The sequence below is a fragment of the Actinopolymorpha cephalotaxi genome (genome assembly GCF_013408535.1).
Classification (GTDB): domain Bacteria; phylum Actinomycetota; class Actinomycetes; order Propionibacteriales; family Actinopolymorphaceae; genus Actinopolymorpha; species Actinopolymorpha cephalotaxi.
Genome location: NZ_JACBZA010000001.1, coordinates 4,134,690 through 4,155,462 on the forward strand (window position 1 = coordinate 4,134,690; position 20,773 = coordinate 4,155,462).

General features: G+C 71.7%; 18 protein-coding genes and 1 riboswitch. Of the genes, 7 read left to right on the plus strand and 11 right to left on the minus strand.

The features are described 5' to 3' along the window. Positions 1-110: 110 nt before the first annotated feature. The 5 genes from FHR37_RS18245 to FHR37_RS18265 all read right to left on the minus strand — a co-directional run bounded on the left by FHR37_RS18245 (position 111) and on the right by FHR37_RS18265 (position 4,864). On the minus strand, positions 111-2,219 hold the full coding sequence (locus FHR37_RS18245) for an HNH endonuclease signature motif containing protein (protein ID WP_092884230.1): 2,109 nt from the start codon (positions 2,217-2,219) through the stop codon (positions 111-113). A 120-nt stretch (positions 2,220-2,339) separates the two neighbouring features. Next, positions 2,340-3,311 carry a BadF/BadG/BcrA/BcrD ATPase family protein gene (locus FHR37_RS18250; RefSeq protein WP_139239018.1) on the minus strand — a complete coding sequence of 324 codons (972 nt, stop codon included), beginning with the start codon at positions 3,309-3,311 and terminating at the stop codon, positions 2,340-2,342. 18 nt (positions 3,312-3,329) lie between these two features. Next, positions 3,330-3,629, minus strand: coding sequence for a DUF1330 domain-containing protein (locus FHR37_RS18255; RefSeq protein WP_092884234.1), 300 nt, complete (start codon positions 3,627-3,629; stop codon positions 3,330-3,332). A 104-nt stretch (positions 3,630-3,733) separates the two neighbouring features. Then, a complete protein-coding gene (locus FHR37_RS18260) occupies positions 3,734-4,306 on the minus strand; it encodes a YceI family protein (protein ID WP_092884236.1) in 573 nt (190 codons plus the stop codon). 129 nt (positions 4,307-4,435) lie between these two features. Beyond that, positions 4,436-4,864: a MerR family transcriptional regulator gene (locus tag FHR37_RS18265; RefSeq protein ID WP_092884238.1), complete on the minus strand. Its 429-nt coding sequence runs from the start codon at positions 4,862-4,864 to the stop codon at positions 4,436-4,438. Between the two features lie 67 nt (positions 4,865-4,931). On the opposite strand from FHR37_RS18265, the gene FHR37_RS18270 reads away from it, so the two are divergent. Further along, a complete protein-coding gene (locus tag FHR37_RS18270; protein ID WP_175542573.1) occupies positions 4,932-5,480 on the plus strand; it encodes a nucleoside deaminase in 549 nt (182 codons plus the stop codon). Next, on the plus strand, positions 5,477-6,412 hold the full coding sequence (locus FHR37_RS18275) for a TIGR03619 family F420-dependent LLM class oxidoreductase (protein ID WP_092884240.1): 936 nt from the start codon (positions 5,477-5,479) through the stop codon (positions 6,410-6,412). Before FHR37_RS18270 ends, FHR37_RS18275 begins: the two co-directional genes overlap by 4 nt. 36 nt (positions 6,413-6,448) lie before the next feature. Here the strand turns inward: FHR37_RS18275 and FHR37_RS18280 are convergent, their stop codons facing one another. From FHR37_RS18280 to FHR37_RS18305, 6 genes are all read right to left on the minus strand, one after another. After that, positions 6,449-7,858 carry a sugar porter family MFS transporter gene (locus FHR37_RS18280; RefSeq protein ID WP_092884242.1) on the minus strand — a complete coding sequence of 470 codons (1,410 nt, stop codon included), beginning with the start codon at positions 7,856-7,858 and terminating at the stop codon, positions 6,449-6,451. Positions 7,859-8,020: 162 nt separating this feature from the next. Then, positions 8,021-8,953: a hypothetical protein gene (locus FHR37_RS18285; protein ID WP_092884244.1), complete on the minus strand. Its 933-nt coding sequence runs from the start codon at positions 8,951-8,953 to the stop codon at positions 8,021-8,023. A gap of 176 nt (positions 8,954-9,129) precedes the next feature. Then, entirely contained in the window at positions 9,130-9,747 is a 618-nt protein-coding gene (locus tag FHR37_RS18290) for a sulfotransferase family protein (RefSeq protein WP_092884246.1), read from the minus strand. 11 nt (positions 9,748-9,758) lie between these two features. Continuing rightward, the gene (locus FHR37_RS18295; protein ID WP_092884248.1) at positions 9,759-10,601 is read right to left on the minus strand and encodes a PP2C family protein-serine/threonine phosphatase; all 843 of its coding nucleotides are present in this window, start codon (positions 10,599-10,601) and stop codon (positions 9,759-9,761) included. Positions 10,602-10,749: 148 nt separating this feature from the next. Further along, positions 10,750-12,012, minus strand: a complete 1,263-nt coding sequence (locus tag FHR37_RS18300; protein ID WP_092884250.1) for a pyridoxal phosphate-dependent aminotransferase — start codon at positions 12,010-12,012, stop codon at positions 10,750-10,752. Between the two features lie 12 nt (positions 12,013-12,024). Continuing rightward, entirely contained in the window at positions 12,025-12,906 is an 882-nt protein-coding gene (locus FHR37_RS18305; protein WP_175542574.1) for an aldo/keto reductase, read from the minus strand. Positions 12,907-12,971: 65 nt separating this feature from the next. Then, positions 12,972-13,154, plus strand: a riboswitch (cobalamin riboswitch). Between the two features lie 122 nt (positions 13,155-13,276). Here FHR37_RS18305 and cobT point away from each other — a divergent pair. From cobT to FHR37_RS18330, 5 genes are all read left to right on the plus strand, one after another. Continuing rightward, positions 13,277-14,923, plus strand: a complete 1,647-nt coding sequence (cobT, locus tag FHR37_RS18310; RefSeq protein ID WP_092884254.1) for a nicotinate-nucleotide--dimethylbenzimidazole phosphoribosyltransferase — start codon at positions 13,277-13,279, stop codon at positions 14,921-14,923. Continuing rightward, positions 14,920-15,807, plus strand: a complete 888-nt coding sequence (locus tag FHR37_RS18315; protein WP_202818147.1) for an adenosylcobinamide-GDP ribazoletransferase — start codon at positions 14,920-14,922, stop codon at positions 15,805-15,807. Before cobT ends, FHR37_RS18315 begins: the two co-directional genes overlap by 4 nt. A gap of 89 nt (positions 15,808-15,896) precedes the next feature. Next, complete coding sequence (locus tag FHR37_RS18320) at positions 15,897-16,715, plus strand: ECF transporter S component (protein WP_092884256.1); 819 nt, start codon at positions 15,897-15,899, stop codon at positions 16,713-16,715. A gap of 329 nt (positions 16,716-17,044) precedes the next feature. Further along, positions 17,045-18,778, plus strand: coding sequence for an ABC transporter ATP-binding protein (locus tag FHR37_RS18325; protein ID WP_092884258.1), 1,734 nt, complete (start codon positions 17,045-17,047; stop codon positions 18,776-18,778). Next, positions 18,775-20,748, plus strand: coding sequence for an ABC transporter ATP-binding protein (locus tag FHR37_RS18330; protein WP_092884260.1), 1,974 nt, complete (start codon positions 18,775-18,777; stop codon positions 20,746-20,748). The genes FHR37_RS18325 and FHR37_RS18330 overlap by 4 nt, the downstream gene beginning before the upstream one ends. Positions 20,749-20,773: the final 25 nt, after the last annotated feature.

Sequence of the window (20,773 nt, forward strand, 5' to 3'; positions counted from 1 at the left end):
CAGGCCGTCAAGCCCCTCTTGACACTCAAGAACGCTCACTGGCCGGCACCCGGTGACCCGCCGGCCCTCTCCGTCCATCCGGCACCGCGCACGTTGGCCTCTCGTGGGACTCATGGCCGTCGCACGTTCTGGTGCGGGTCCACCCACTCCGGCGGGATGTACTCCGGGTGGCCGTGGCTGCCCATCCGCACCTGCCAGCCCTTGTGGTGCACGAAGGTGTGATGCGTCCGGCACAACAGCACCCCGTTGTCGAGGTCCGTCGGGCCGAAGTCGTCCCACGCCGTCATGTGGTGCGCGATGCAGCGTCGTTCGGGTACCAGGCATTCGGGGAAGTGACAGTGGGACCCGTCGCGGACGGCGAGGGCGCGGCGTTGGGCTTCGGTGAAGAACCTGTCGGCCATTCCGACGTCGAGGACCTCGCCGTTGCCGCCGAGTACGACGGGGATGATGTTCGCGTCGCACGCCATCCTCCGGATCGTCGCCACCGACAGCGGCTCACCACGCAGTCCGGTGATGCGAGCTGAACCGCCGCCACCGCAGTTCTGACACCCGTCGTGGGGATCGAGGGCAGCCTCCGGCACCGCCGCACCCTCGTCGGGTTCGGCGTCGTTGTCGGCATCCGCTCCGAGGTCGCAGTCCTCAGGTCCGGTATGTGGTTCCGGATCCCATCGGGGTCCCGGCTCAGCTTCGGGGCCGGTACCGGTGGCGGTGTTCGGTTGTGGGGGCTGGCCGGGTTCTCGCGGTGCGGGTATCCGCTCCGCGACCCCGGTCGGCGGGTCCGGCTGACGGGGCGGTGGTTTCTCGTTGTCCGGTTGACCTTTCGGCGCGGTCGCTGTGGTCTCCGCGCCAGTGGGAGCCGCCGCCGGGTCGCCGGTGCCGGCCGCGCTTTTGATCTGGACGGGGTCGCTCGTCACGTCCGGGTCGCCGGCGTCGTAATGGTCGCCGGGTTCACTGGCGTCAGCAGGCTCGGCGGTGGGGCCGCTCGTGACGTCCGGGTCGTCGGCGTCGTCGTGGTTGGTGACTGCATGGCCAGACCGGGCGTCGGGACCGGTGTCGTCGGCGTTCTCGCTGGGCTTTGTGTCTGCACTGGGCTCGCCGCAACTGCTGGGCTCGGCGTCCTCAGGCATGGCGGCCTCAGTGCCGCCAGGATTCTTACCCGGCTGGGCAGTCTCGGCCTTCTTGCTGGGCTTGGTGCCCGTCGCGGCGGTGGCGTCGTTGGTGCTGGCGCGCTTGCGGGCCTTGCGCTGTGCTTGGCGTTTGGCGTCGGGGGTCTGGCAGCCGCAGGGCATGGGGCGGACGGGGTTGAGGTCGTCGATCGTGCCGAACCCGACACCTGCCATCAGCTGCTGCAGGTGGATCAGGACGGTGACGCAGTCCCGGCCGCGGCCGCGGTTGGGGGATGCCTCCCACTCGGCCATCGCGGCGACGAGTTCGGCGAACGCGTCCCCGCGCCGCTGGTCCAGCGGCCGGTCGTCAGGTTCGGCGCGCTTGTCGGCGGCGACGAGCATTTCGATGATCTTGCGGAGTTGTTCCATCTCCAGCACCGGCAGCTTGATCACCACCGTCTCCGACCCCGGGCTGCCGTTCGGGACGTATTTCAGGGACCGTGCACACTGCGCGGCCTGTTCCTCATCGCCGAGTTCCTTGCCCAGCCGTCTCTCCCACTCCTCCGGTGCGAGGTACTGCAGCAGCGCCCGCCCCAGCACCCGCACGTCGTCGGGGTTACGCCGCCTGGCTTCGTCGATCAGGTACTCCTCGGCCTTCACCCGTTGTTCGAGGCTGATCCATTTGGGCAGATCGGTGATCGCGGCGGCGATCACCTGAGCGTGCCGAAAGGAGACCTCCCCGCGTGCCATGGCGCGGGCAGTCAACGTCACGGTCCGGTCCAGGTCGCGGGCCAGGTTGACGGTCGCGTAGGAGTCCTTCATGCCCATCCGCTGCGTGGTGCGCAGCCAGGCCGCCGTGGTCGCCGCGCCGGTGGTCTTGCCGATGTCGCAGGCCTCTGCCTGACGTACCCATCCGAGTTTCAGCGCGTCGAACCGGGACTCCTCCACGGTGAGTTCGCTGATCAGCTCACCGAGGGCGCGGGCGTCGACGTAGGTGGTGGGGGTGGCCAGGGCGTCGTCGAGTCCGGCGCGGAACATGCCGACCGCAGCCTTCAACCGGGCGACGGTGCCACTGCCACCGCTGCCGGGAAGGTCCTGCGTCGTCGAATGCATGTTCGAACTCTACCGGCTGCCACCGACACCTCACCCGTTGTCCACAAGGGCAAGCCGATCCGCCACCTGTGGACAAAAAGCTGGCACGCCCTCCCCCGCGAGGGGACCGCCAACCTCGATTCAATGAACGGTCGAGACCTGAAGCCGGCCGAGGATCTCGGGCGTGACGGGTACGCCGACGGACTGCAACGCCGTCAGCGCCGCACCGCCGAGCGGGTCGAGTGCGGCAGTCACGACGCCGACCGTGGGCGCGGAATCAGCGGAGAGAAGCGGGCCGATCCGGTCGGCGAACTCGGGGGCGGTGGCCAGCGCGCCCGCCAACGCCACCGGCACGGCGACGTCGCTGACCAACGGAGCCAGCAGCCGGACGCCGGCCGCGGTCTTCTCGGCCAGCCGGGTCACCGCCGCGTCGGCGAGCGGGGAGGTGCCCGCGGCAGCGGTGACCGCGGGCGCCAGTCCGCCGTAGCGGCGCTTCACGTCGTTGTGGTCCAGGCCGCCGAGCCCGAGAACGATCCGCCGGAGGTCCGCGACGTCGCGGGCGCCCCACCAGGCCAGCACCGTCCCGACGAATGTCAGATCGGCGTCGGCGTACTCGCCGAGCAGGATGCGGTGCATCACGTCGAAGACGAGGTGCCGCGCACCACCGGCGTAGTGCTGGAACCGGCCGCTCGCGAGCACCGTGCCGTCGGCGGTGATCGCCGCGACCATCGAACCGGTGCCGCCGACGACGATGACTCCCGGCGCTCCGGCGAGCGCGCCGCGATGCGCGATGACCGCGTCGTTGACCACGTGCCGCGGGCAGGTCAGCGCGGATCCGTCGAAGAACGCGCCGATCCAGTCCGCTTCACCGTCGATCGGGTACCCCGCCACGCCTGCCGCCATCGCGACCGCGTCCTCGACCGCGAGCCCGCCCTCGGTCACCGCCGCGGCGATCGTGGAACAGACGTTCTCGGCGGCGGCGTGATTGTGAGAGGGCGACCCGCCTGCCCCGACAGCCCGGGCCAGCAACCAACCCTCGAGACCGAAACAACCAACCCTGGTTTGCGTTCCACCGGCGTCGACCGCGACGACGTACGGCATGGAAGTCGGCATGGCGTGCAGGCTAGTCGATCACACGCCCTCCACGCCCTCCACGAACAGCAACCGGCGGTCCAGTGCGGTCCGGCGGATCGCCAGCGCCTCGGCATAGTCGTCGGAGTCGTACCACTCCCGTGCCCGCGCCATCGAGGCGAACTCGACCACGACCACCCGCGCCGACTCCGGCCACTTTCCTTCGGGTACGAACGGCTCGGCGCCCCGCACGACGTAGCGGCCACCGTGGCGGGCGATGGACTCGGCCGCGAGCGTGCGATAGCGGTCGGCGGCGGCCCGGTCGACGATGTCGACCTCGGAGATCACGTAAGCAGGCATGCCACCAGCTTCGCACGATGGTCAGACATCAACGGGCATTGGTGTTTGGGCATCGGCGACCCGGTCGAGCCCGACCACCCCCAAACGCTCAAACGCTCAAACGCTCAGACGCCCGCGAGCTCGGGCTGGAGTACCGCCTCGACGTCCACGGTGACCTCCACCACGTCGCTCACCACCACACCGCCCCGGTCCACCGAGTCGTTCCAGCTGACTCCGAAGTCGTGCCGGTTGATGCTCGTACGCCCGACGAACCCGGCCCGGCGGCGCGGGCCGAGGTCACGTCCGTCCTCCCACCACGGTGTGTCCCACTGACCGAGGTAGGTGACGTGCAACGTGACCGGTCTGGTGACGCCGCGGATCGTGAGGTCGCCGGTCACCTCGAACGCCGAGGCGCCGATCCGCTCCACCTTCCCTCCGACGAACGTCCAGGTCGGGTGGTTCTCGACGTCGAAGAAGTCCGCGCTGCGCAGGTGCGCGTCCCTCGCCGGCTCACCGGTGTAGACCTTGGTGGCGTCGATCATCGCCTCGATCCGGGTACGGTCGAGGTGGTCCGGGTCGACCACGACCGACCCGTGCACGTCCTTGAACTGCCCCCGCACGTAGGCGACCATCATGTGCCTCGCGGTGAACTCCGCGCCGGTGTGGCCCGGCTCGAACACCCAGTGGTTTGCCCCCATGACTCCCCCTCGACGCGATGTCGTCAGCGGTCGTACGTCATCCGGCGCGGACCCGACATCCGGAGCGAATCACCCGATCGGCGGTGCGGGCAGCGTCCGGCCGTCCTTCAATCGTGTCACGCCGGTGAGTCAGCCGGCCGAGGCCGCGACAGGCGAGGCCGTGAGAGGCGAGGCTGCGACGGGCGAGGCCGCGACGGGCGAGGGCTCGCTCGGCTCGGCGGCGGCGATCACGCCGTCCAGGACGCGCAGCGACGCGGCCATCTCCTCGATCCGGCGCAGGATGCGGGTGCGCTCGACCTGCAGGTCGCCGACCAGGCCGGCGGAGGGGATCACGCGTTCGCCGTCGGAGCGGATGCACGGCAACAGCTCGACGATCTTCGAGCTGCACAGGCCCGCGGAGTACAGCAACTGGATCTGGCCGACCCGGGCGACCGCCGACTCGTCGTACTCCCGATAGCCGTTCGGGCAGCGCCGCGACGCCAGCAGGCCCTGTTCCTCGTAGTAGCGCAGGGCGCGCACGCTGACCCCGCTCCGCCTGGACAGTTCTCCGATGCGCATGCGGGACAGGGTAGCCCCGATAACGGGCTTGACCCTCTCACCGACGTCACGGTTTAGCGTCTGGCCCATGACGACGACACCGGCGTTCCCTGACCTTCCCCCCGGCCAACCTCAAGGCCAACCCCAGCACGGGTCCGACGACGACCTGCTTCCCTATCTGCGCCAGGCCCTGTCCCTGGCCACGGCGAACGCGGACGCGGGTCAGCTGCCGTTCGCCGCCGTCGTGGTCCGCGACGGGAAGGTGCTCGGCACCGGCGTCAACACCGCCGTCCGCGACTCCGACCCGATCGCCCACGCCGAGGTCGAGGCGGTACGCGACGCCGGCCGGAAGCTCGGCGACGGTGACCTCACCGGGGCGGTCGTGGTGTCCAGCTGCGAGCCTTGCGCGATGTGCCACACCGCGGCGCTGGTGGCCGGCGCGACCAGGATCGTGTACGCCGCACCGAAAGAGTACGTCCCGGACTTCGGGGGTACGCCGCGACCGGACCTCACCCGGCTGCAGGGGATCCTGCGGGAGGCCGCACCGGAGACCGTCGAGCACCAGCCCGTCGACGGTGCGCGGGAACCCTTCGACCGGTACCTGGCAGTGCTCGCGGCAAGGAGTGAGGGCCGGTGAAACTCGGCGTCAACATCATCAACTTCGGGGACGGCACCAACCCGGACGCGCTGCTCGGCTGGGCGAGGTTCGCCGAGGGTGCGGGCTTCTCGCTGGGGATGATCTCCGACCACGCGGCGGTCACCCAGGACGTCGCCGACCTGTATCCCGAGCCGTTCTACGAGCCGTTCACCGCGATGGCCTGGCTGGCCGGGGCCACCGAGCAGCTCGAACTCGGCACCTCCGTGGCGGTCGCGCCCTACCGCAACCCGCTGTTGACAGCACGGATGACGACCGCCATCGACCAGTTCAGCAACGGGCGGGTCATCCTCGGGGTCGGTGTCGGCTGGTCGGAGCCGGAGTTCGCCGCCCTGAACGCCCCGCCGTTCAAGCGCCGCGGTGACGTCACCGACGAGTACCTCGCCGCTGTCAAGGCGCTCTGGACATCCGAACGCGCGACGTACGAAGGCGAGTTCGTGTCGTTCCGCGACGTGTACAGCGGCCCGCCGCCGGTACGCCGTCCGCACCCGCCGATCTGGGTGGGCGGTGCCAGCCGGGCGGGCCTGCGGCGGGCGGTGACCTACGGCGACGCGTGGCACCCGATCAACCCGCGTCCCGGCTGGCTGCGTACGACCGGAATGCCCGGCCTGCGGGAGGAGGCCGACGCCGCCGGCCGCGACGTGCCGATGCTGTCGGTGCGGATCCGGGCCAACCCGAGTGACACCCGGCGCGACGACGCCGACCGGCTGACCGGCGAGGGCACCATGGCGCAGATCCTGGCCGACGTGACCGACCTCGTCGACCTCGGCGCGGAGTACGTCACGCTGGACACCGTTCTGGAAAGCCCTTCGCTGCGGCGTCCGCTCGAGGAGGACTGGCGGCTGCTGGAGAAGGTCGCGAACGCGCTCTTCGACGCCGGAATCGCCACCCCCGCAGGAAAGCGAGCGACCTGAACCACGGAACCTGAACGGGGCAGGCGAGCCGGCAGGTCACATCGACTCCAGCTCCCTGCCCTTGGTCTCGCGTACGGCACGCGCGACGAACAGGAACGACAGAATCGCGAACAACGTGTAGAGCCCGTACGCGAATCCCAGCCCGATCTGCTGCAGCACCGGGAAGGTCGTCGACACCGCGAAGTTCGCCAGCCACTGCGCGGCGGCCGCGACGGCCAGCGCCTGCGCACGGATGCGGTTGTTGAACATTTCCCCCAGCAGCACCCACACCACCGGCCCCCAGCTCAGGCCGAAGAACACGACGTAGATGTTCGCCGCGACCAGTGCCAGCGGCGACATCACGCCTTCCAGCACAGGCTTGCCGTGCACGACGGGCGCGGTCCCGAACGCGAACGCCAACGTACCAAGGGTGATGATCATCCCCGCCGAGCCGATCAGCAGCAGCGGTTTGCGGCCGATCCGGTCGATGGTGGCGATCGCGATCAGGGTGGTGACGATGTTCGTCACCGAGGTGATGACCGTGATGACCAGCGAGTCCTGCTCGCTGAAGCCGACCGCCTGCCACAGCACCGAGGAGTAGTAGAAGATCACGTTGATGCCGACGAACTGCTGGAACACCGACAGCAGGATCCCCACCCACACGATCGGCAGCAGGCCGAGCCGCGGGCCGCGCAGGTCGCCCAGCCGGGACCGCCGGTCCGTGCCGAGGGTGCGCTGGATGTCCACGATCTTCGCGTCGACGTCGCCGCCGACGTACTGCACCAGGACCTCCCGCGCCTCGGTCAGCCGTTTGCGGGCGACGAGGTAGCGCGGCGACTCCGGGATCTGCAGCGCGAGGATGCCGTACGCCAGCGCGGGGATCATCAGGGACAGGAACATCCAGCGCCACGCGTCCAGCCCGAACCACAGCTCGCTGGTCGCGCCGCCCGCCGCCGCGACCAGCCCGAAGTCGACCAGCAACGCCATGAAGATGCCGGTCACGATCGCCAGCTGCTGCAGGGAGCCGAGCCGGCCGCGGATCCGGGCGGGTGAGATCTCCGCGATGTACGCCGGTGCGATCACCGAGGCCGCGCCCACACCCATGCCGCCGACGAACCGCCAGACCGCGAGATCCCAGATCGAGAACGAGAACCCGGACCCCACGGCGCTCACCAGGAACAGCACGGCCGCGATCACCATCACCCGGATCCGGCCCATCCGGCCGGCCAGCGGCCCGGCGAACCACGCACCGAGCGCCGAGCCGAGCAGCGCGGCGGCCACCGCGAACCCCAGCACACCGGGTGAGGCGTGGAAGGTGTCCCGGACCGCGGCGACCGCGCCGTTGATGACCGCGGTGTCGTAGCCGAAGAGGAACCCACCGAGGGCGGCGACCATGGCCACCAGCACGGTGTGGCCGGTGCCGCCCGCGCTCGAGGCGCCCGAAACGTCGGGATCTGCTCGGCTCATCCCGGTCTCCTCACCCGGCGGGGTGGCGAGCCGGGCCGGATCACCTCAGCTCACGACTCACCGTAACCGAGCGATCCGGCTGCGTCCTCGCGCCGCGACGAAGCGGCGCGAGGACGCGGGTGGCCGGCGAAGAGCCTGAAGCCGTCGCCGGCCGGTGAAACCTCAGGCGGGCTGGTCGGGGTGCGGTGCCCGGCGCTCCCGGCGGCCGTCGGAGTCGACGTCGCCTGCCTCGCCGTACGCCCGCTCGTCCGGGTTCCGGTCGTACGCCCGCTCGTCGGGGTTCTGGCCGTACGCCCGCTCGTCGGGGTTCTGGCCGTACGCCTGCTGGTCACCCGGCCGGTCGTGGGCCTGCTCCTCGCCGTACTGGGCGGTGGGGCGCTCGGCGGCCGGCTGGTCGTGACCACCCTGCTCGTACGCACCCTGGTCGTACCCGGCCAGGTCGCCACCCGGCTGGTCGTACCCAGCCTGCTCGTGACCCGCCTGGTCATGACCTGAGCCGGCGTGGCCCGGTTGCGCGTAGTCGCTTCCGCGCATGTGCTCCACGGAACCGCGCGGACCCCGGTGACGCTCGTCGCCGGTCACTGTCTGGTCGCCCTCGTCGACGGGGCCGGCAGCCACGTGGTCGCCGTGCGGCTGGTGCTCACCGCCGGGGAGGGTGCCGGTCCGGTCGTCGGCGCGGTCGTCGGCGCGGTCGCCAACCCGCTCGTCGGTCCGGTCGTCAGCCCGGTCGTTCGTACGGTCCTCGTCGCGCAGGTCGGGGTCGATCTCGTCGGCCCGGCGCAGGTGTTCCTCGGCCTCGGCGCGGGTGGTGTGCGCGCGCTCCCCACGTACCCGGGCCTCCTCCTCCAGCCGCTGGGCCTCGGCCAGCTGCTGCTCCGCGGCGGTGCGGACCTCCTGCGCGCGGTCACCCAGCTGTCCGGCCTCCCGGTCGTGGACCGCGGCCTGGCGGCTGATCTCCACCGCACGGTCGCGGGCCTCCTGCGCCGCGATCCGGCGTTCCTCCTGCTTCTTTGCCCGCGCGCGCAACGCGACGGCCACGCCGACGATGATCAGCGCGACCACCACGATCACGGCGATGACGATGCCTGTGCCCATCTGAACCTCCGGTGTTCGGGCGCTCGGCCCATCTGCCCGCGCACCGTTGCCGAGTGGCCCGCAGGAGAGTGCGTCGTTCGGTCACCGGCAGGACACAGCCAGCTGCGGCCGCGCCGGTGCGGCCATCGGACGCTAGCACCGGTGAGACCGCTTCGCAGGAACGCTCGGAGCGGGCCCTACTCGGCGGCCCGCTTTCCCCAGCTGCCGCTGTCGTTCAGGTGCGGGTAGGGCTCCGCGGGGACCGGCAGGTCGAGGAACGCGCACAACGGCTCCCAGCCGTCGCCGACGTGGTGGACGAGCAGCCGGTCCGCCGGCACCGTCGTCCGGACCTCCTCGTTGTGGCGTTCGAACGCCGCGATCAGCCGCTCACGGTCGTGCGGCTCGCCGGCGAGGAGGCGCTGGACGACCACCTCCTGCGCCATGGCGTTCCACTTCTCCGCGCTCGGGTCGTCCAAGCCGAGGGCGATCGGCCGGTAGACGGTGGCGTGGTAGCTGGTGAACCACCGCTCCGGGTCGCGCAGTGTGAGCAGGACCTTCGCCTCGGGATAGGCGGCGACGAGCTCGCGCCAGAACACGCTGCCCGGCCAGTCGACGGTGGCCGAGTAGCCGGCGTAGATCCGCTCCCACTCGAAGTCGGGCCCGGCCTTGACCGCCTCGCGGAAGAGGTCGGCCTGCTCGGGGTGGTCGAACACCTCGTGCATGTGGTGGCAGGGCAGCCCGAGTGTCTCCAGCGCCTGCTTCATGGAGGTGGTTCCCGTACGGGCCCAGCCGGCTCCGATCACCTGCAGCGTCATCGAGACACCACCTAGGCCGCGTGGCCGTGACCGGCCGGGTCGACGATGTTGGCGAGGTCGGTGACCGCGCCCTCCATCCGGCAGAAGTAGGGCCGCCGGTGCCAGGGCATCAGGTCGCCGTCGAGGACGTCGCCGACCACGCAGGTGACGTTGTCGCGGCCGCCGGCGATCAGCGCCGCCCGCACAAGCTTGTCGGTGGCCTCCTCCGGGGTCCCACCCATCAGAAGCGAGCGGACCTCGTCCTCGTCCACGAAGTCGCTGAGCCCGTCGCTGCACAGCAGCAGCCGGTCACCCGGCCGCAGGTCGAGCAGCACGATGTCGGGGTCCGGGCGGTCGCCCCCGTCGACGAACCGCGTGACGGCGGAGCGGTACGGATGAGCCTTGGCCTGTGCCGGGGTGATGCGTCCCTGGTCGAGCAGCGACTGGACCAGCGTGTGGTCGACGGACACCTGCCGCAGGCGTTCGTCGCGCAGGACGTACGCCCGGGAGTCGCCGGCATGCGCCATCGCGAAAATGTGGCCGTCGGTCAGGACGGCAGTGAGGGTGGTGGCCATTCCGGCGCGCTCCAGGTCGGCCGCGACGCCCTCGACGAGGAGCTGGTGGGCGCGGTCGACCCACGCGCGCAGGACGTCGGGAAGGTCGTCGCCGGAAGTCGTGGATTCGCCGGACGCCGGGTCGGGCACCAGCGACAGCGCGCCGAGCAGATGCGCCGCGCTCGCCGAGGCGACCTCACCCGCGGCGTGCCCACCGACCCCGTCCGCGACCAGCAACAGGTGTGGCCCGGCGAACGCGGAGTCCTCGTTGTTGCCGCGGACCAGACCGACGTGAGTACGCACCGAGTAGGTGAAGCGCATAGGACATCGTGCCACGCGTGGCTCGCACAGCCCACCCCCGAGGGACCACCCATCAGACGAATCAGGGCCGCAGGCGGATCGGCCGCGGTGGATCCGCCGCAGCTGGTCAGGCGCAGTGGGTCAAGCACAGCTGGTCAGGAACAGCTGGTCAGGCACGGTCGAGCAGCCGGCCGAGCGCGGCGCTCAGCCGGTCGAGCCGGTCCGCGACCCAGGGCAGCGCCACCGGGTCGGCCGCGGTGAGCGCCTTGTCCCGCTGCTCGCCCTCGCCGTACAGCATGCTCGTCGCGACCCGCAGGCTCAGCCGCTCGTCCGGGTCGCCGAACGCCGCACCGGGCAGGGTCGCCACGTCGAAGGAGTCCAGGAGCAGGGCCGCGAGCTCGGTGCCGGTGCCGACCGACCAGCGTTCGGCGAGCAGGCCGGCGTACGCGGAGAAGTCCGGGTAGAGGTAGAACGCCGCGGCCGGCGGGTGCACGGCCGCCCCCGCCGCGGCGAACCGGTCGGCGACCGCGAGGGCCACCCGGGCGTGCAGGGAGCGGCTGGCGGCGATGCGTTCGGTGAGCTGGTCGGGCTCCTCGAACGCCCACGCGGCCGCCTGCTGCACCGGGTTCGCCGGGCTGGACCACACCTCGCTGGCGATGGCGGCCACCTCGGCGCCGAGCCGGTCGCCGAGCGGCCCCTCCGGCATCCGGGCGACGCCGATCCGCCAGCCGCCGAGGGCGAGGTTCTTGCTCAGGCCGGTGGTCACGACGGTGCGTTCGGGCGCCAGCTCGGCCGGGCTGAGGAACTCCCGGATCGGGTCGTGGACGAGGTCGCGGTAGATCTCGTCGGACACGATCAGCAGGTCGTGCCGGCGGGCGACGTCGGCGACGGCCCGGATCGTGCCGCTGCCGGCCAGCGTCCCGGTCGGGTTGTCGGGCAGGGTGAGCACGACCAGCCCGATCGGGCGGCCGGCGGCTCTCGCGGCGGTGGCGGCCGCGTCCAGCAGGTCGGGGTCGGGCACGCCGCCCTGCCCGTCGGGCGCCGGCACGTGGTGCACCTCGCGGCCGAGGAGCTGGGCCTGTGCGGCGTAGGTCACCCAGCTCGGCCGGGGCAGCGCGACCCCGCCGGCGCGCGCCCGGAGTACGGCGTACAGCAGGGGCTTGCTGCCCGGGCCCGCGACCACCTGCGCGGCCGTCGTCGGCAGGCACCGCCGTCGCCAGTAGCCCGCCGCGGCCTCGCGCAGCGCGGGAAGTCCGGCGACGGGTCCGTAGCTCCCCGACGATCCGGCCGCCGCGGCCGCGGTCAGCGCCGCCACCAGGTCCGGGTGCACCGGGAGTCCGGCCTCACCGAACCCGAGGGGCAGGACGGGCCGCCCGGCCGCCAGCCGTTCGGAGGTGAGCTGGTTGATGGCCAAGGTCGCCGAGACTGCCATGGCGTCACTTCATCACACGTACCGCTCGTGCAGCGCGGTCAGGTCGATCCGTCCGGCGAGGTCGTCGGCGACGGCGAGGTTGGCGCGTACGACGTCCGGGTCCCGCATCCCCACCAGCGCCACGTCGACGTGCGGGTTCGACAGCACGAACTGCACCAGCGCGCTCGAGTAGTCGAAGGTGCCGGCGGGGTTCACCATCGCCACCCAGCGCTGGAACGTCCCGGAGGTGGTGGTGCGCATCGTCACCGTGCCGAGTCCGTTCCGGCGGGCCTCGAGCAGGCTGCCGAACGGCCGGGTGGGGTCGTACGGGTGCTGGAAGAGGAGGTTGTAGCAGACCTGCACGGTGTCGAACCGGCCGCTGCGGATCAGCCGGTAGACCGAGTCGTTGTTGTCCTCGGTGGTGAAGCCGACATGCCTGGTCAAGCCCTCAGACTTGACGGAATGTAACTGTTCGATTACGCCGCCGGGTGCGAGGATGGCGTCGGTCTGCTCGGTGGTGAACGAGTCGCCGTGGATCTGCAGCAGGTCGACATGGTCCCGGCCGAGGCGTTCCAGGCTGGCCTCCAGCGACGCCCGCACGTGCGTGGCATCCGTACTGTCCATGCTGAACGGCACCTTGGTGGCCACGAACAACGGGCAGCCGCCGCTGGAGTCCACCCCGCGGAGGGCTTCGCCGAGCACCCGCTCGCTCGCGCCGCCGCCGTAGCCGGGTGCGGTGTCGTAGTAGTTGATGCCGCCGTCCAGCGCCACCTCGATCGCCGCGAACATCGCCGACCGGTCGCCCGCGTCGTCGGGGTCGAACCGTCCGAGGTAGTTCGTCAGGCCGAGGGTCGCGCCGCCGAACCCGATCCGGGAGACCCTCGCTCCGGTCCCGCCGAGAGTGGTGTACTCCATCGCCGCCTCCGTTTCCCCCGCCGACCGTCCGTCCGTCCGGCCGACAGGTCGCATCGGCCCGTTCGTGATCATGTGCCATTCTGGTCGCCGACGACAGGGAGGAACCCGGTGCGAATCCGGGGCGGTCCCGCCACTGTCACCAGGAAGCGACCTCTCCACGCAGAGGCCACTGCCGCGCGAGCGGTGGGAAGGCCGGAGCGGAAGCCACGATCTGGGAGCCAGGACACTCCGTTCGTCGGTACGACCATCCAGGGCGCGGACTCCTGTGGAGGGACTACTCGTGGCTGCCGTGAACTCTGCCGGCCCGTCGAACTCCGACGGCTCGATCGGCCCAGTCGGACCAGTCGGCCCAGTCGGCTCTTCCGGCTCGGTGCTGGACCGTACGCTGCGCGCCGTCCGTCCACCGGACGCCGGCGCGGTGGCCCGGGCCCGCGCCCGGCACGACGCGCTGGCGAAGCCGCGCGGCGCACTCGGTGTCGTGGAGGACCTCGGCGCACAACTAGCCGGGCTGGCCGGAACCTGCCCGCCGCCGGTACCCGAGCCCGCCGGCCTCGCCGTCTTCGCCGGTGACCACGGCGTCCACCGGCAGGGCGTCTCGCCGTGGCCGCAGGAGATCACCGCCGCGATGGTGTCGACGTTCCTGTCCGGCGGCGCGGTCGTCAACGCGCTCGCCCGGCAGGCCGGAGCGCGCGTGCGGGTCGTCGACGTCGGGGTGGCGGCCGACCTCCCGCCGGCGCCGGGCCTGCTGGACCGCAAGGTACGCGCGGGCACCGACGACCTCAGCGAGCGGCCGGCCATGAGCCGGACCGAGGCTGTCGCGGCGGTCGAGGTCGGCATCGACGTCGCCGCCGACCTGGTGGCGCAGGGGTGCCGCTGTCTGCTGACCGGCGACATGGGCATCGCGAACACCACTCCCGCGGCGGCCCTGGTCGCGGCGTTCACCGGGGGTACGCCGGAGCTGGTGACCGGCCGCGGTACCGGGATCGACGACGCCACCTGGGCGACCAAGGTCGCGGTCGTCGGCCGGGCCCTCGACCTGCACCGCCCCGACCCGGCCGACCCGCTGGGCGTCCTCGCCGCACTCGGTGGCCTCGAACACGCCGCGACCGTCGGCTTCCTGCTGGGCGCGGCCGCCGCCCGGGTGCCGGTGGTACTGGACGGCATCGCCGCGGGGGCCGCCGCGCTGGTGGCCCGGGCGCTCGCGCCGGACGCGGTGGGCGCGTTCGTCGCCGGTCACGTGTCCGCCGAACCAGCCGCACGGCTGGCGCTGGCAGAGCTCGGGCTGCGGCCCGTCCTCGACCTGGACCTGCGGCTCGGCGAAGGGTCCGGCGCGGTGCTGGCGCTGCCCGTCGTCCGGGCCGCGGCGGTCGTCCTGAGCGAGGTCGCCACCCTGGACGAGGTGGCCGCGGGCGGAGCGGACGCTCGGAGCGCCCGGCGACCGCGGCGGATCCTGGTGCTGGGCGGAGCGCGCTCGGGCAAGTCCACGACCGCCGAACGGCTGGCCGGGGCGGGCGGGCCGGTCACCTACCTCGCCACCGGCCCGCGGCCCACCGCCGGCGACCCGGAGTGGGCCGAGCGCGTACGCACCCACCGCGAACGCCGGCCGCCGGACTGGACCACGGTCGAGACCTCCGACCTGGTGGCGCACCTGAAGGCCGACGACCCGGAGCGTACGGAACCGTTGCTGATCGACTGCCTGTCCACCTGGCTGACCGGCGTGATGGACGCGGCGGGCTGCTTCGGCACCGAGCACCACTCCCCCGGCGGCCCGCCCGGCGACGAGGTGCGGGACCCGGCCGCCGTGCTGGCGGCGGAGGTGGACGCGCTGGTCGCGGCCTGGGGATCGACAACCCGTACGGTCGTCGCGGTCAGCAACGAGGTCGGCGGCGGGGTCGTGCCCGCCACCTCCTCCGGCCGGCTCTTCCGCGACGAGCTCGGTGTGCTGAACGCCCGGATCGCCGCCGCGTCCGACGAGGTGTGGCTCCTCACCGCCGGCATCCCCCAGCGGCTGCGGTGAGGAGCGCGGACAGCGCCGCGCCGGGCGAGGGTGCGGGCGGCCATGCGTTCGCGGGGGCGGGCGGAGGTGCTCGTGAGGGCGCGGCGAGAGGACGCGGCCTGGTGCTGGCGGTGACGATGTTCACCGCCGTGCCCGTGCCGGGCAGGTGGACCGGAACGCCGGTGGACCGCGGCACCGCTGGGCGGGCGGTGTGCTGGCTGCCGTTCGTCGGCGCCCTCCTCGGCGCACTCGCCGGACTCCCACTGCTCGCCGTCACCGCACTCGTACCCGACGGCACCGGCGCGCTGCTGGGCGCCGCACTCGCCGTCGCCACGCTGGCGCTGGTCACCCGCGGCCTGCACCTGGACGGACTGGCCGACACCGTGGACGGACTGGGGAGTTCCGCGCCGGCCGACCGCGCGCTGGCGATCATGCGGCAGCCGGACATCGGGCCGTTCGGGGTGGTGACCGTTGTACTCCTGCTGCTGGTGAAGGTGGCCGCCCTGGCGGCACTGGCGAACCAGGCGCCGGTGGCCGCCCTGCTCGCGCTCGCCGCGGCCGAGGGCGCGGGACGCCTGGGCGTGGTGTGGGCGACCGGAGCGGGCGTGGCCTCCGCGCGGCCCGGCGGGTTCGGCGCGCTGGTGGCCGGTACGACGACCCGGCCCGCCCACCTCCTCCTGACCTCGGCCGTCGCCGCCGGCTGCCTGCTACCGCTCGGGTGGGACCAGCCCCGGCTCGCCGGAGCGCTCGTCGCCACCCTGGCCGTCGGGCTCGGCGCCGCCGTGGCCTGGCGCCGGCACGTCGTCCGCCGACTCGGCGGGGTGACCGGAGACGTGTTCGGCTCGGTCGTCGAGCTCGGCGCGGCCGCGGGCCTGCTTGCCGCCGTACTCCTGTCCTCGGCGTGAGAACCGCCCCTCCTGCCGTACGCCATACCGCCGTACGCCCCACCGCCGTACGACCCACCGCCCACGCACGACCCACTCTGGGAGCCGACATGTCAGCCAGCACCTCCTTCGCACCGGTCCGGCTGCGGCCCCGGAGCGCGCTGGTGCTGGCGCTGGCCTCCGTGGTCGGCCTGGCCGGCTTCGGCTGGCCGTTCCTGGCGGTGACGCCCGGCGGGACCGGCGCGGCCCACGGCCAGGACGCGGCGTACCTCTTCGTGGCCCTGCTGCCGCTGCTGCTCGGCCTGGTCTGGGCCGAGCTCGGCGACGGAGGCATGGACGTCAAGGCGGTGGCGATGCTCGGCGTGCTCGCCGCCGCGGGCGCCGGGCTGCAGACGCTCAGCCCGGGCACCGGAGGGTTCGACCCGGCGTTCTTCCTGCTGGTCGTCGCCGGACGGGTGTTCGGACCGGGCTTCGGCTTCGCGCTCGGCGTGGTGGCCATGCTCGCCACCTCCCTGCTCACCGGCGGGGCCGGACCGTGGCTGCCGTTCCAGATGATCGGGCTGGCCTGGGTGGGGCTACTCGCCGGCTGCCTGCCGGCCGCCTCCGGGTGGGCCGAGCGCGGGCTGCTCGCGGCGTACGCCGGGCTGAGCGGCTTCGGCTACGGCGCGCTGCTCAACCTGTGGTTCTGGCCGGCCGCGGCGTACCTGCCCGACGGTGCGTCGTACGTGCCGGGTGCCTCGCTCGGCACCAACCTGCACCACTACGCCGTCTTCTACGCCACCACCTCCCTCGGCTGGGACACCGCGCGGGCGCTGCTGGGCGGCGTCCTGGTCCTGGTCGCCGGGCGGCCGGTGCTGGCGACCCTGCGCCGGGCCGGCCGGCGGGCCGCCTTCACCGGAGGTCGGGACGGCGGGACCGACCCGGCCTGACGGTGCGGGCTGACGGTGCGGGCTGACGGTGCGGGCTGACGGTGCGGGGTGACAGCGCGGGCTGACAGGGCGGCCTGACAGTGATCTGTGCGGGCTCTCTCAGCGGCCGGGTTCATCCTCGGTGAGGCCGGGGTGGACGGCGGCGGACCGTACTGTGTCAACGCTCGGTATTCGTCTCGACGGGCGATCCGGGACCACCTAGATTGCCGGGGGCGACACCGACCGCACCGGGCGCGCCCGCCGCCGATCCCGCCCGGCACCGGCCAGGTATCCGGCCCGAGACCCGGTCACTCCCCGACCCGCACCCACCCGACCCCAGGAAGGCCCGCGTGCTCATCCGTCTCCTGCGCGCCCACCTGCGCCCCTACACCAGGCCCATCGCCCTGGTCGTGGTGCTGCAGCTCGTGCAGACCCTCGCCACCTTGTACCTACCAAGCCTGAACGCCGACATCATCGACAACGGCGTGGTCAAGGGCGACACCGGCTACATCATGTCCACCGGGGGCATCATGCTCGCGGTGACCCTGGTGCAGATCCTGTGCGCCGCGGCCGCGGTCTACTTCGGTGCGCGTACGGCGATGGCCCTCGGCCGCGACGTCCGGGCCGCGATCTTCGACCGGGTGCAGCAGTTCTCCGTCCGCGAGGTCGGGCAGTTCGGGGCGCCGTCGCTGATCACCCGCACCACCAACGACGTCCAGCAGGTGCAGATGCTGGTCCTGATGACGCTCACCCTGATGGTGTCCGCACCCATCATGTGTGTGGGCGGGGTGCTGATGGCCCTGAACCAGGACGTTCCCCTGTCGGCGCTGCTGCTGGTGGTCGTGCCGGTGCTGATCCTCGCGGTGAGCATGATCATCCGTCGGATGCACCCGCTGTTCCGTTCGATGCAAGAACGCATTGACACCGTGAACCGCGTGATGCGCGAGCAGATCACCGGCATCCGGGTGATCCGGGCGTTCGTCCGCGACCGCCACGAACAGGCCCGTTTCGCCGTCGCCAACAACTCGCTGATGGACGTCTCCCTCGGCGTCGGCCGGCTGATGGCGTTCATGTTCCCGATCGTGATGGTCGTGATGAACCTCTCCAGCGTGGCCGTCATGTGGTTCGGTGCGCACCGGATCGACAGCGGTTCGATGCAGATCGGCGCGCTGACCGCGTTCCTCAGCTACCTGATGCAGATCCTGATGTCGGTGATGATGGCGACGTTCATGTTCGTCATGGTCCCGCGGGCGTCGGTGTGTGCCGAGCGGATCAGCGAGGTCCTCGACACCGAGACCAGCGTGCGGCCGGCGGCCTCGCCGGTACGCCGACTCCACGGGCACGGTCAGCTCGACCTGCGGGGTGTGGACTTCCGCTACCCGGGCGCGGAGGCGCTCGTCCTCGCCGGTGTCGACGTGACCGCCCGGCCGGGCCAGACCACCGCCATCATCGGGAGTACGGGCGCGGGCAAGACCACCCTGCTCAACCTCGTACCCCGCCTGTTCGACGCCGACGGCGGCCAGGTGCTGGTCGACGGCGTCGACGTCCGCGAGCTCGACCCGGCGCTGCTGTCGCGCACCGTCGGCCTGGTGCCGCAGAAGCCGTACCTCTTCTCCGGCACCGTCGCGTCCAACCTCCGTTACGGAAACCCCGACGCGACCGACGAGGACCTGTGGAACGCCCTGGACATCGCGCAGGCGCGCGACTTCGTGGAGGCGATGGAGGGACAGCTCGAGGCGCCGATCGGTCAGGGCGGCAGCAACGTGTCCGGCGGGCAGCGGCAACGGCTCGCGATCGCCCGGCTGCTGGTGGCCCGCCCGGAGGTCTACCTCTTCGACGACTCGTTCTCCGCTCTCGACTACGCCACCGACGCCGCCCTGCGGGCCGCCCTGCACCGGGAGATCGGTGACGCCACCATCGTCATCGTCGCCCAGCGGGTGTCCACCATCCGCGACGCCGACCGGATCGTCGTCCTCGACGAGGGCCGGGTCGTCGGGATCGGGACCCACACCGAACTGATGGACGGCAACCAGACCTACCGGGAGATCGTGCTCTCCCAGCTCACCGAGCAGGAGGCCGCATGAGCACGCAGGTGAAGCCGGCCAGCCCACCCAAACGCGGGATGGGGCCGGACCGTCGCCACGGCCCGATGATGGGCGGCGGGATGTCCACCGAGAAGGCGATGAACTTCCGCGGCTCCAGCAAGCGGCTGATCGCCATGATGCGACCAGAGCGTCCGGTGGTCCTCGGCGTCCTCGTGCTCGGCGCGATCAGCGTCGGGCTGTCGGTGCTCGGGCCGAAGATCCTCGGCCACGCCACCAACCTGATCTTCGCCGGGGTGGTCGGACGCCAGCTTCCGGCCGGGATCACCAAGGAACAGGCGATCGAGGGCCTGCGCGCACGCGGGCAGGGCGACGTCGCCGACCTGCTCCGCACGGTCGACGTCGTACCCGGACAGGGCATCGACTTCAACGCGGTGGGCATGGTCCTGATGGCCGCGCTGGGGATCTTCGTGGTGGCGTCGCTGTTCGCCCTTGTCCAGGGCAGGTTGACAGCGGTCGTGGTGCAGAAGCTGGCGTTCCGGCTGCGTGAGCAGGCCGAGACCAAGCTCTCCCGGCTGCCGCTCGGCTACTTCGACCGGCAGCCGCGCGGTGAGGTCCTGTCGCGTACGACGAACGACATCGACAACATCGCCCAGACGCTGCAACAGGCGCTCAGCCAGATCGTCACCTCCGTCCTCACCATCATCGGCGTGCTGGCGATGATGATCTGGATCTCACCGCTCCTCGCGGTCATCGCGCTGGTCACCGTGCCCGTGTCGGTGCTCGTCGTCGCGGTGATCGGCAAGCGCGCCCAGCCGCAGTTCATCAAGCAGTGGGCGACCACGGGAACGCTGAACGCCCACATCGAGGAGATGTACACCGGGCACGCGCTGGTGAAGGTGTTCGGGCGGCAGCGGGAGGCCGCGCAGACCTTCGCCGAGGAGAACGAGGCGCTGTTCACCTCCAGCTTCAAGGCGCAGTTCATCTCCGGCACGATCCAGCCGGCGATGATGTTCATCGGCAACCTGAACTACGTGCTGGTCGCGGTGATCGGCGGGCTGCGGGTCGCCTCCGGGACGCTGTCGCTGGGCGACGTGCAGGCGTTCATCCAGTACTCCCGGCAGTTCAGCCAGCCGATCACCCAGGTCGCCTCGATGGCCAACCTGCTGCAGTCCGGCGTCGCCTCGGCCGAGCGCGTCTTCGACCTGCTCGACGCCGAGGAGCAGCAGGCCGACCCGTCGCCTTCGCGGCGGCCTGCGCAGGTGACCGGCAAGGTCGCCTTCGAGCACGTGTCGTTCCGGTACGACCCGGACAAGCCGCTGATCGAGGACCTCTCCCTGGTGGTCGAACCCGGCCACACGGTGGCCATCGTCGGCCCGACCGGCGCCGGCAAGACGACGCTCGTCAACCTGCTCATGCGGTTCTACGAGGTGACCGGCGGGCGGATCACCCTCGACGGGGTGGACGTCACCGAGATGTCGCGGGACGACCTGCGCGCACGGATCGGCATGGTCCTGCAGGACACCTGGCTGTTCGGCGGGACGATCGCTGACAACATCGCCTACGGTGCCGGAGACGTGCCGCGGGAGCAGGTGGTGGCGGCCGCGCAGGCCACCCACGCCGACCGGTTCATCCGGACCCTGCCGGACGGGTACGACACGGTGATGGACGAGGAGGGCGGGAACGTCAGCGCCGGCGAGAAGCAGCTGATCACCATCGCCCGCGCGTTCCTCACCGAGCCGTCGATCCTGGTGCTGGACGAGGCCACCTCGTCGGTGGACACCCGGACCGAGGTGCTCATCCAGCACGCGATGACGTCGCTGCGGGCCGGGCGTACCAGCTTCGTCATCGCCCACCGGTTGTCCACCATCCGCGACGCCGACGTGATCCTGGTGATGGAGAACGGCCGGATCGTCGAGCAGGGCAACCACGAGAAGCTGCTGGCCGCCGACGGTGCGTACGCCCGGCTGTACGCCGCGCAGTTCGCCCAGGCGGTGGTCGAGGTCGACTGATCCGAACGTCGACTGATCCAAACAG

Coding starts and splice junctions, on each gene's coding strand:
- FHR37_RS18245 (WP_092884230.1), bottom strand. CDS start 2,219: ATGCATTCGACGACGCAGGACCTTCCCGGCAGCGGTGGCAGTGGCACC.
- FHR37_RS18250 (WP_139239018.1), bottom strand. CDS start 3,311: ATGCCGACTTCCATGCCGTACGTCGTCGCGGTCGACGCCGGTGGAACG.
- FHR37_RS18255 (WP_092884234.1), bottom strand. CDS start 3,629: ATGCCTGCTTACGTGATCTCCGAGGTCGACATCGTCGACCGGGCCGCC.
- FHR37_RS18260 (WP_092884236.1), bottom strand. CDS start 4,306: ATGGGGGCAAACCACTGGGTGTTCGAGCCGGGCCACACCGGCGCGGAG.
- FHR37_RS18265 (WP_092884238.1), bottom strand. CDS start 4,864: ATGCGCATCGGAGAACTGTCCAGGCGGAGCGGGGTCAGCGTGCGCGCC.
- FHR37_RS18270 (WP_175542573.1), top strand. CDS start 4,932: ATGACGACGACACCGGCGTTCCCTGACCTTCCCCCCGGCCAACCTCAA.
- FHR37_RS18280 (WP_092884242.1), bottom strand. CDS start 7,858: ATGAGCCGAGCAGATCCCGACGTTTCGGGCGCCTCGAGCGCGGGCGGC.
- FHR37_RS18285 (WP_092884244.1), bottom strand. CDS start 8,953: ATGGGCACAGGCATCGTCATCGCCGTGATCGTGGTGGTCGCGCTGATC.
- FHR37_RS18290 (WP_092884246.1), bottom strand. CDS start 9,747: ATGACGCTGCAGGTGATCGGAGCCGGCTGGGCCCGTACGGGAACCACC.
- FHR37_RS18295 (WP_092884248.1), bottom strand. CDS start 10,601: ATGCGCTTCACCTACTCGGTGCGTACTCACGTCGGTCTGGTCCGCGGC.
- FHR37_RS18300 (WP_092884250.1), bottom strand. CDS start 12,012: ATGGCAGTCTCGGCGACCTTGGCCATCAACCAGCTCACCTCCGAACGG.
- FHR37_RS18305 (WP_175542574.1), bottom strand. CDS start 12,906: ATGGAGTACACCACTCTCGGCGGGACCGGAGCGAGGGTCTCCCGGATC.
- FHR37_RS18320 (WP_092884256.1), top strand. CDS start 15,897: ATGTCAGCCAGCACCTCCTTCGCACCGGTCCGGCTGCGGCCCCGGAGC.
- FHR37_RS18330 (WP_092884260.1), top strand. CDS start 18,775: ATGAGCACGCAGGTGAAGCCGGCCAGCCCACCCAAACGCGGGATGGGG.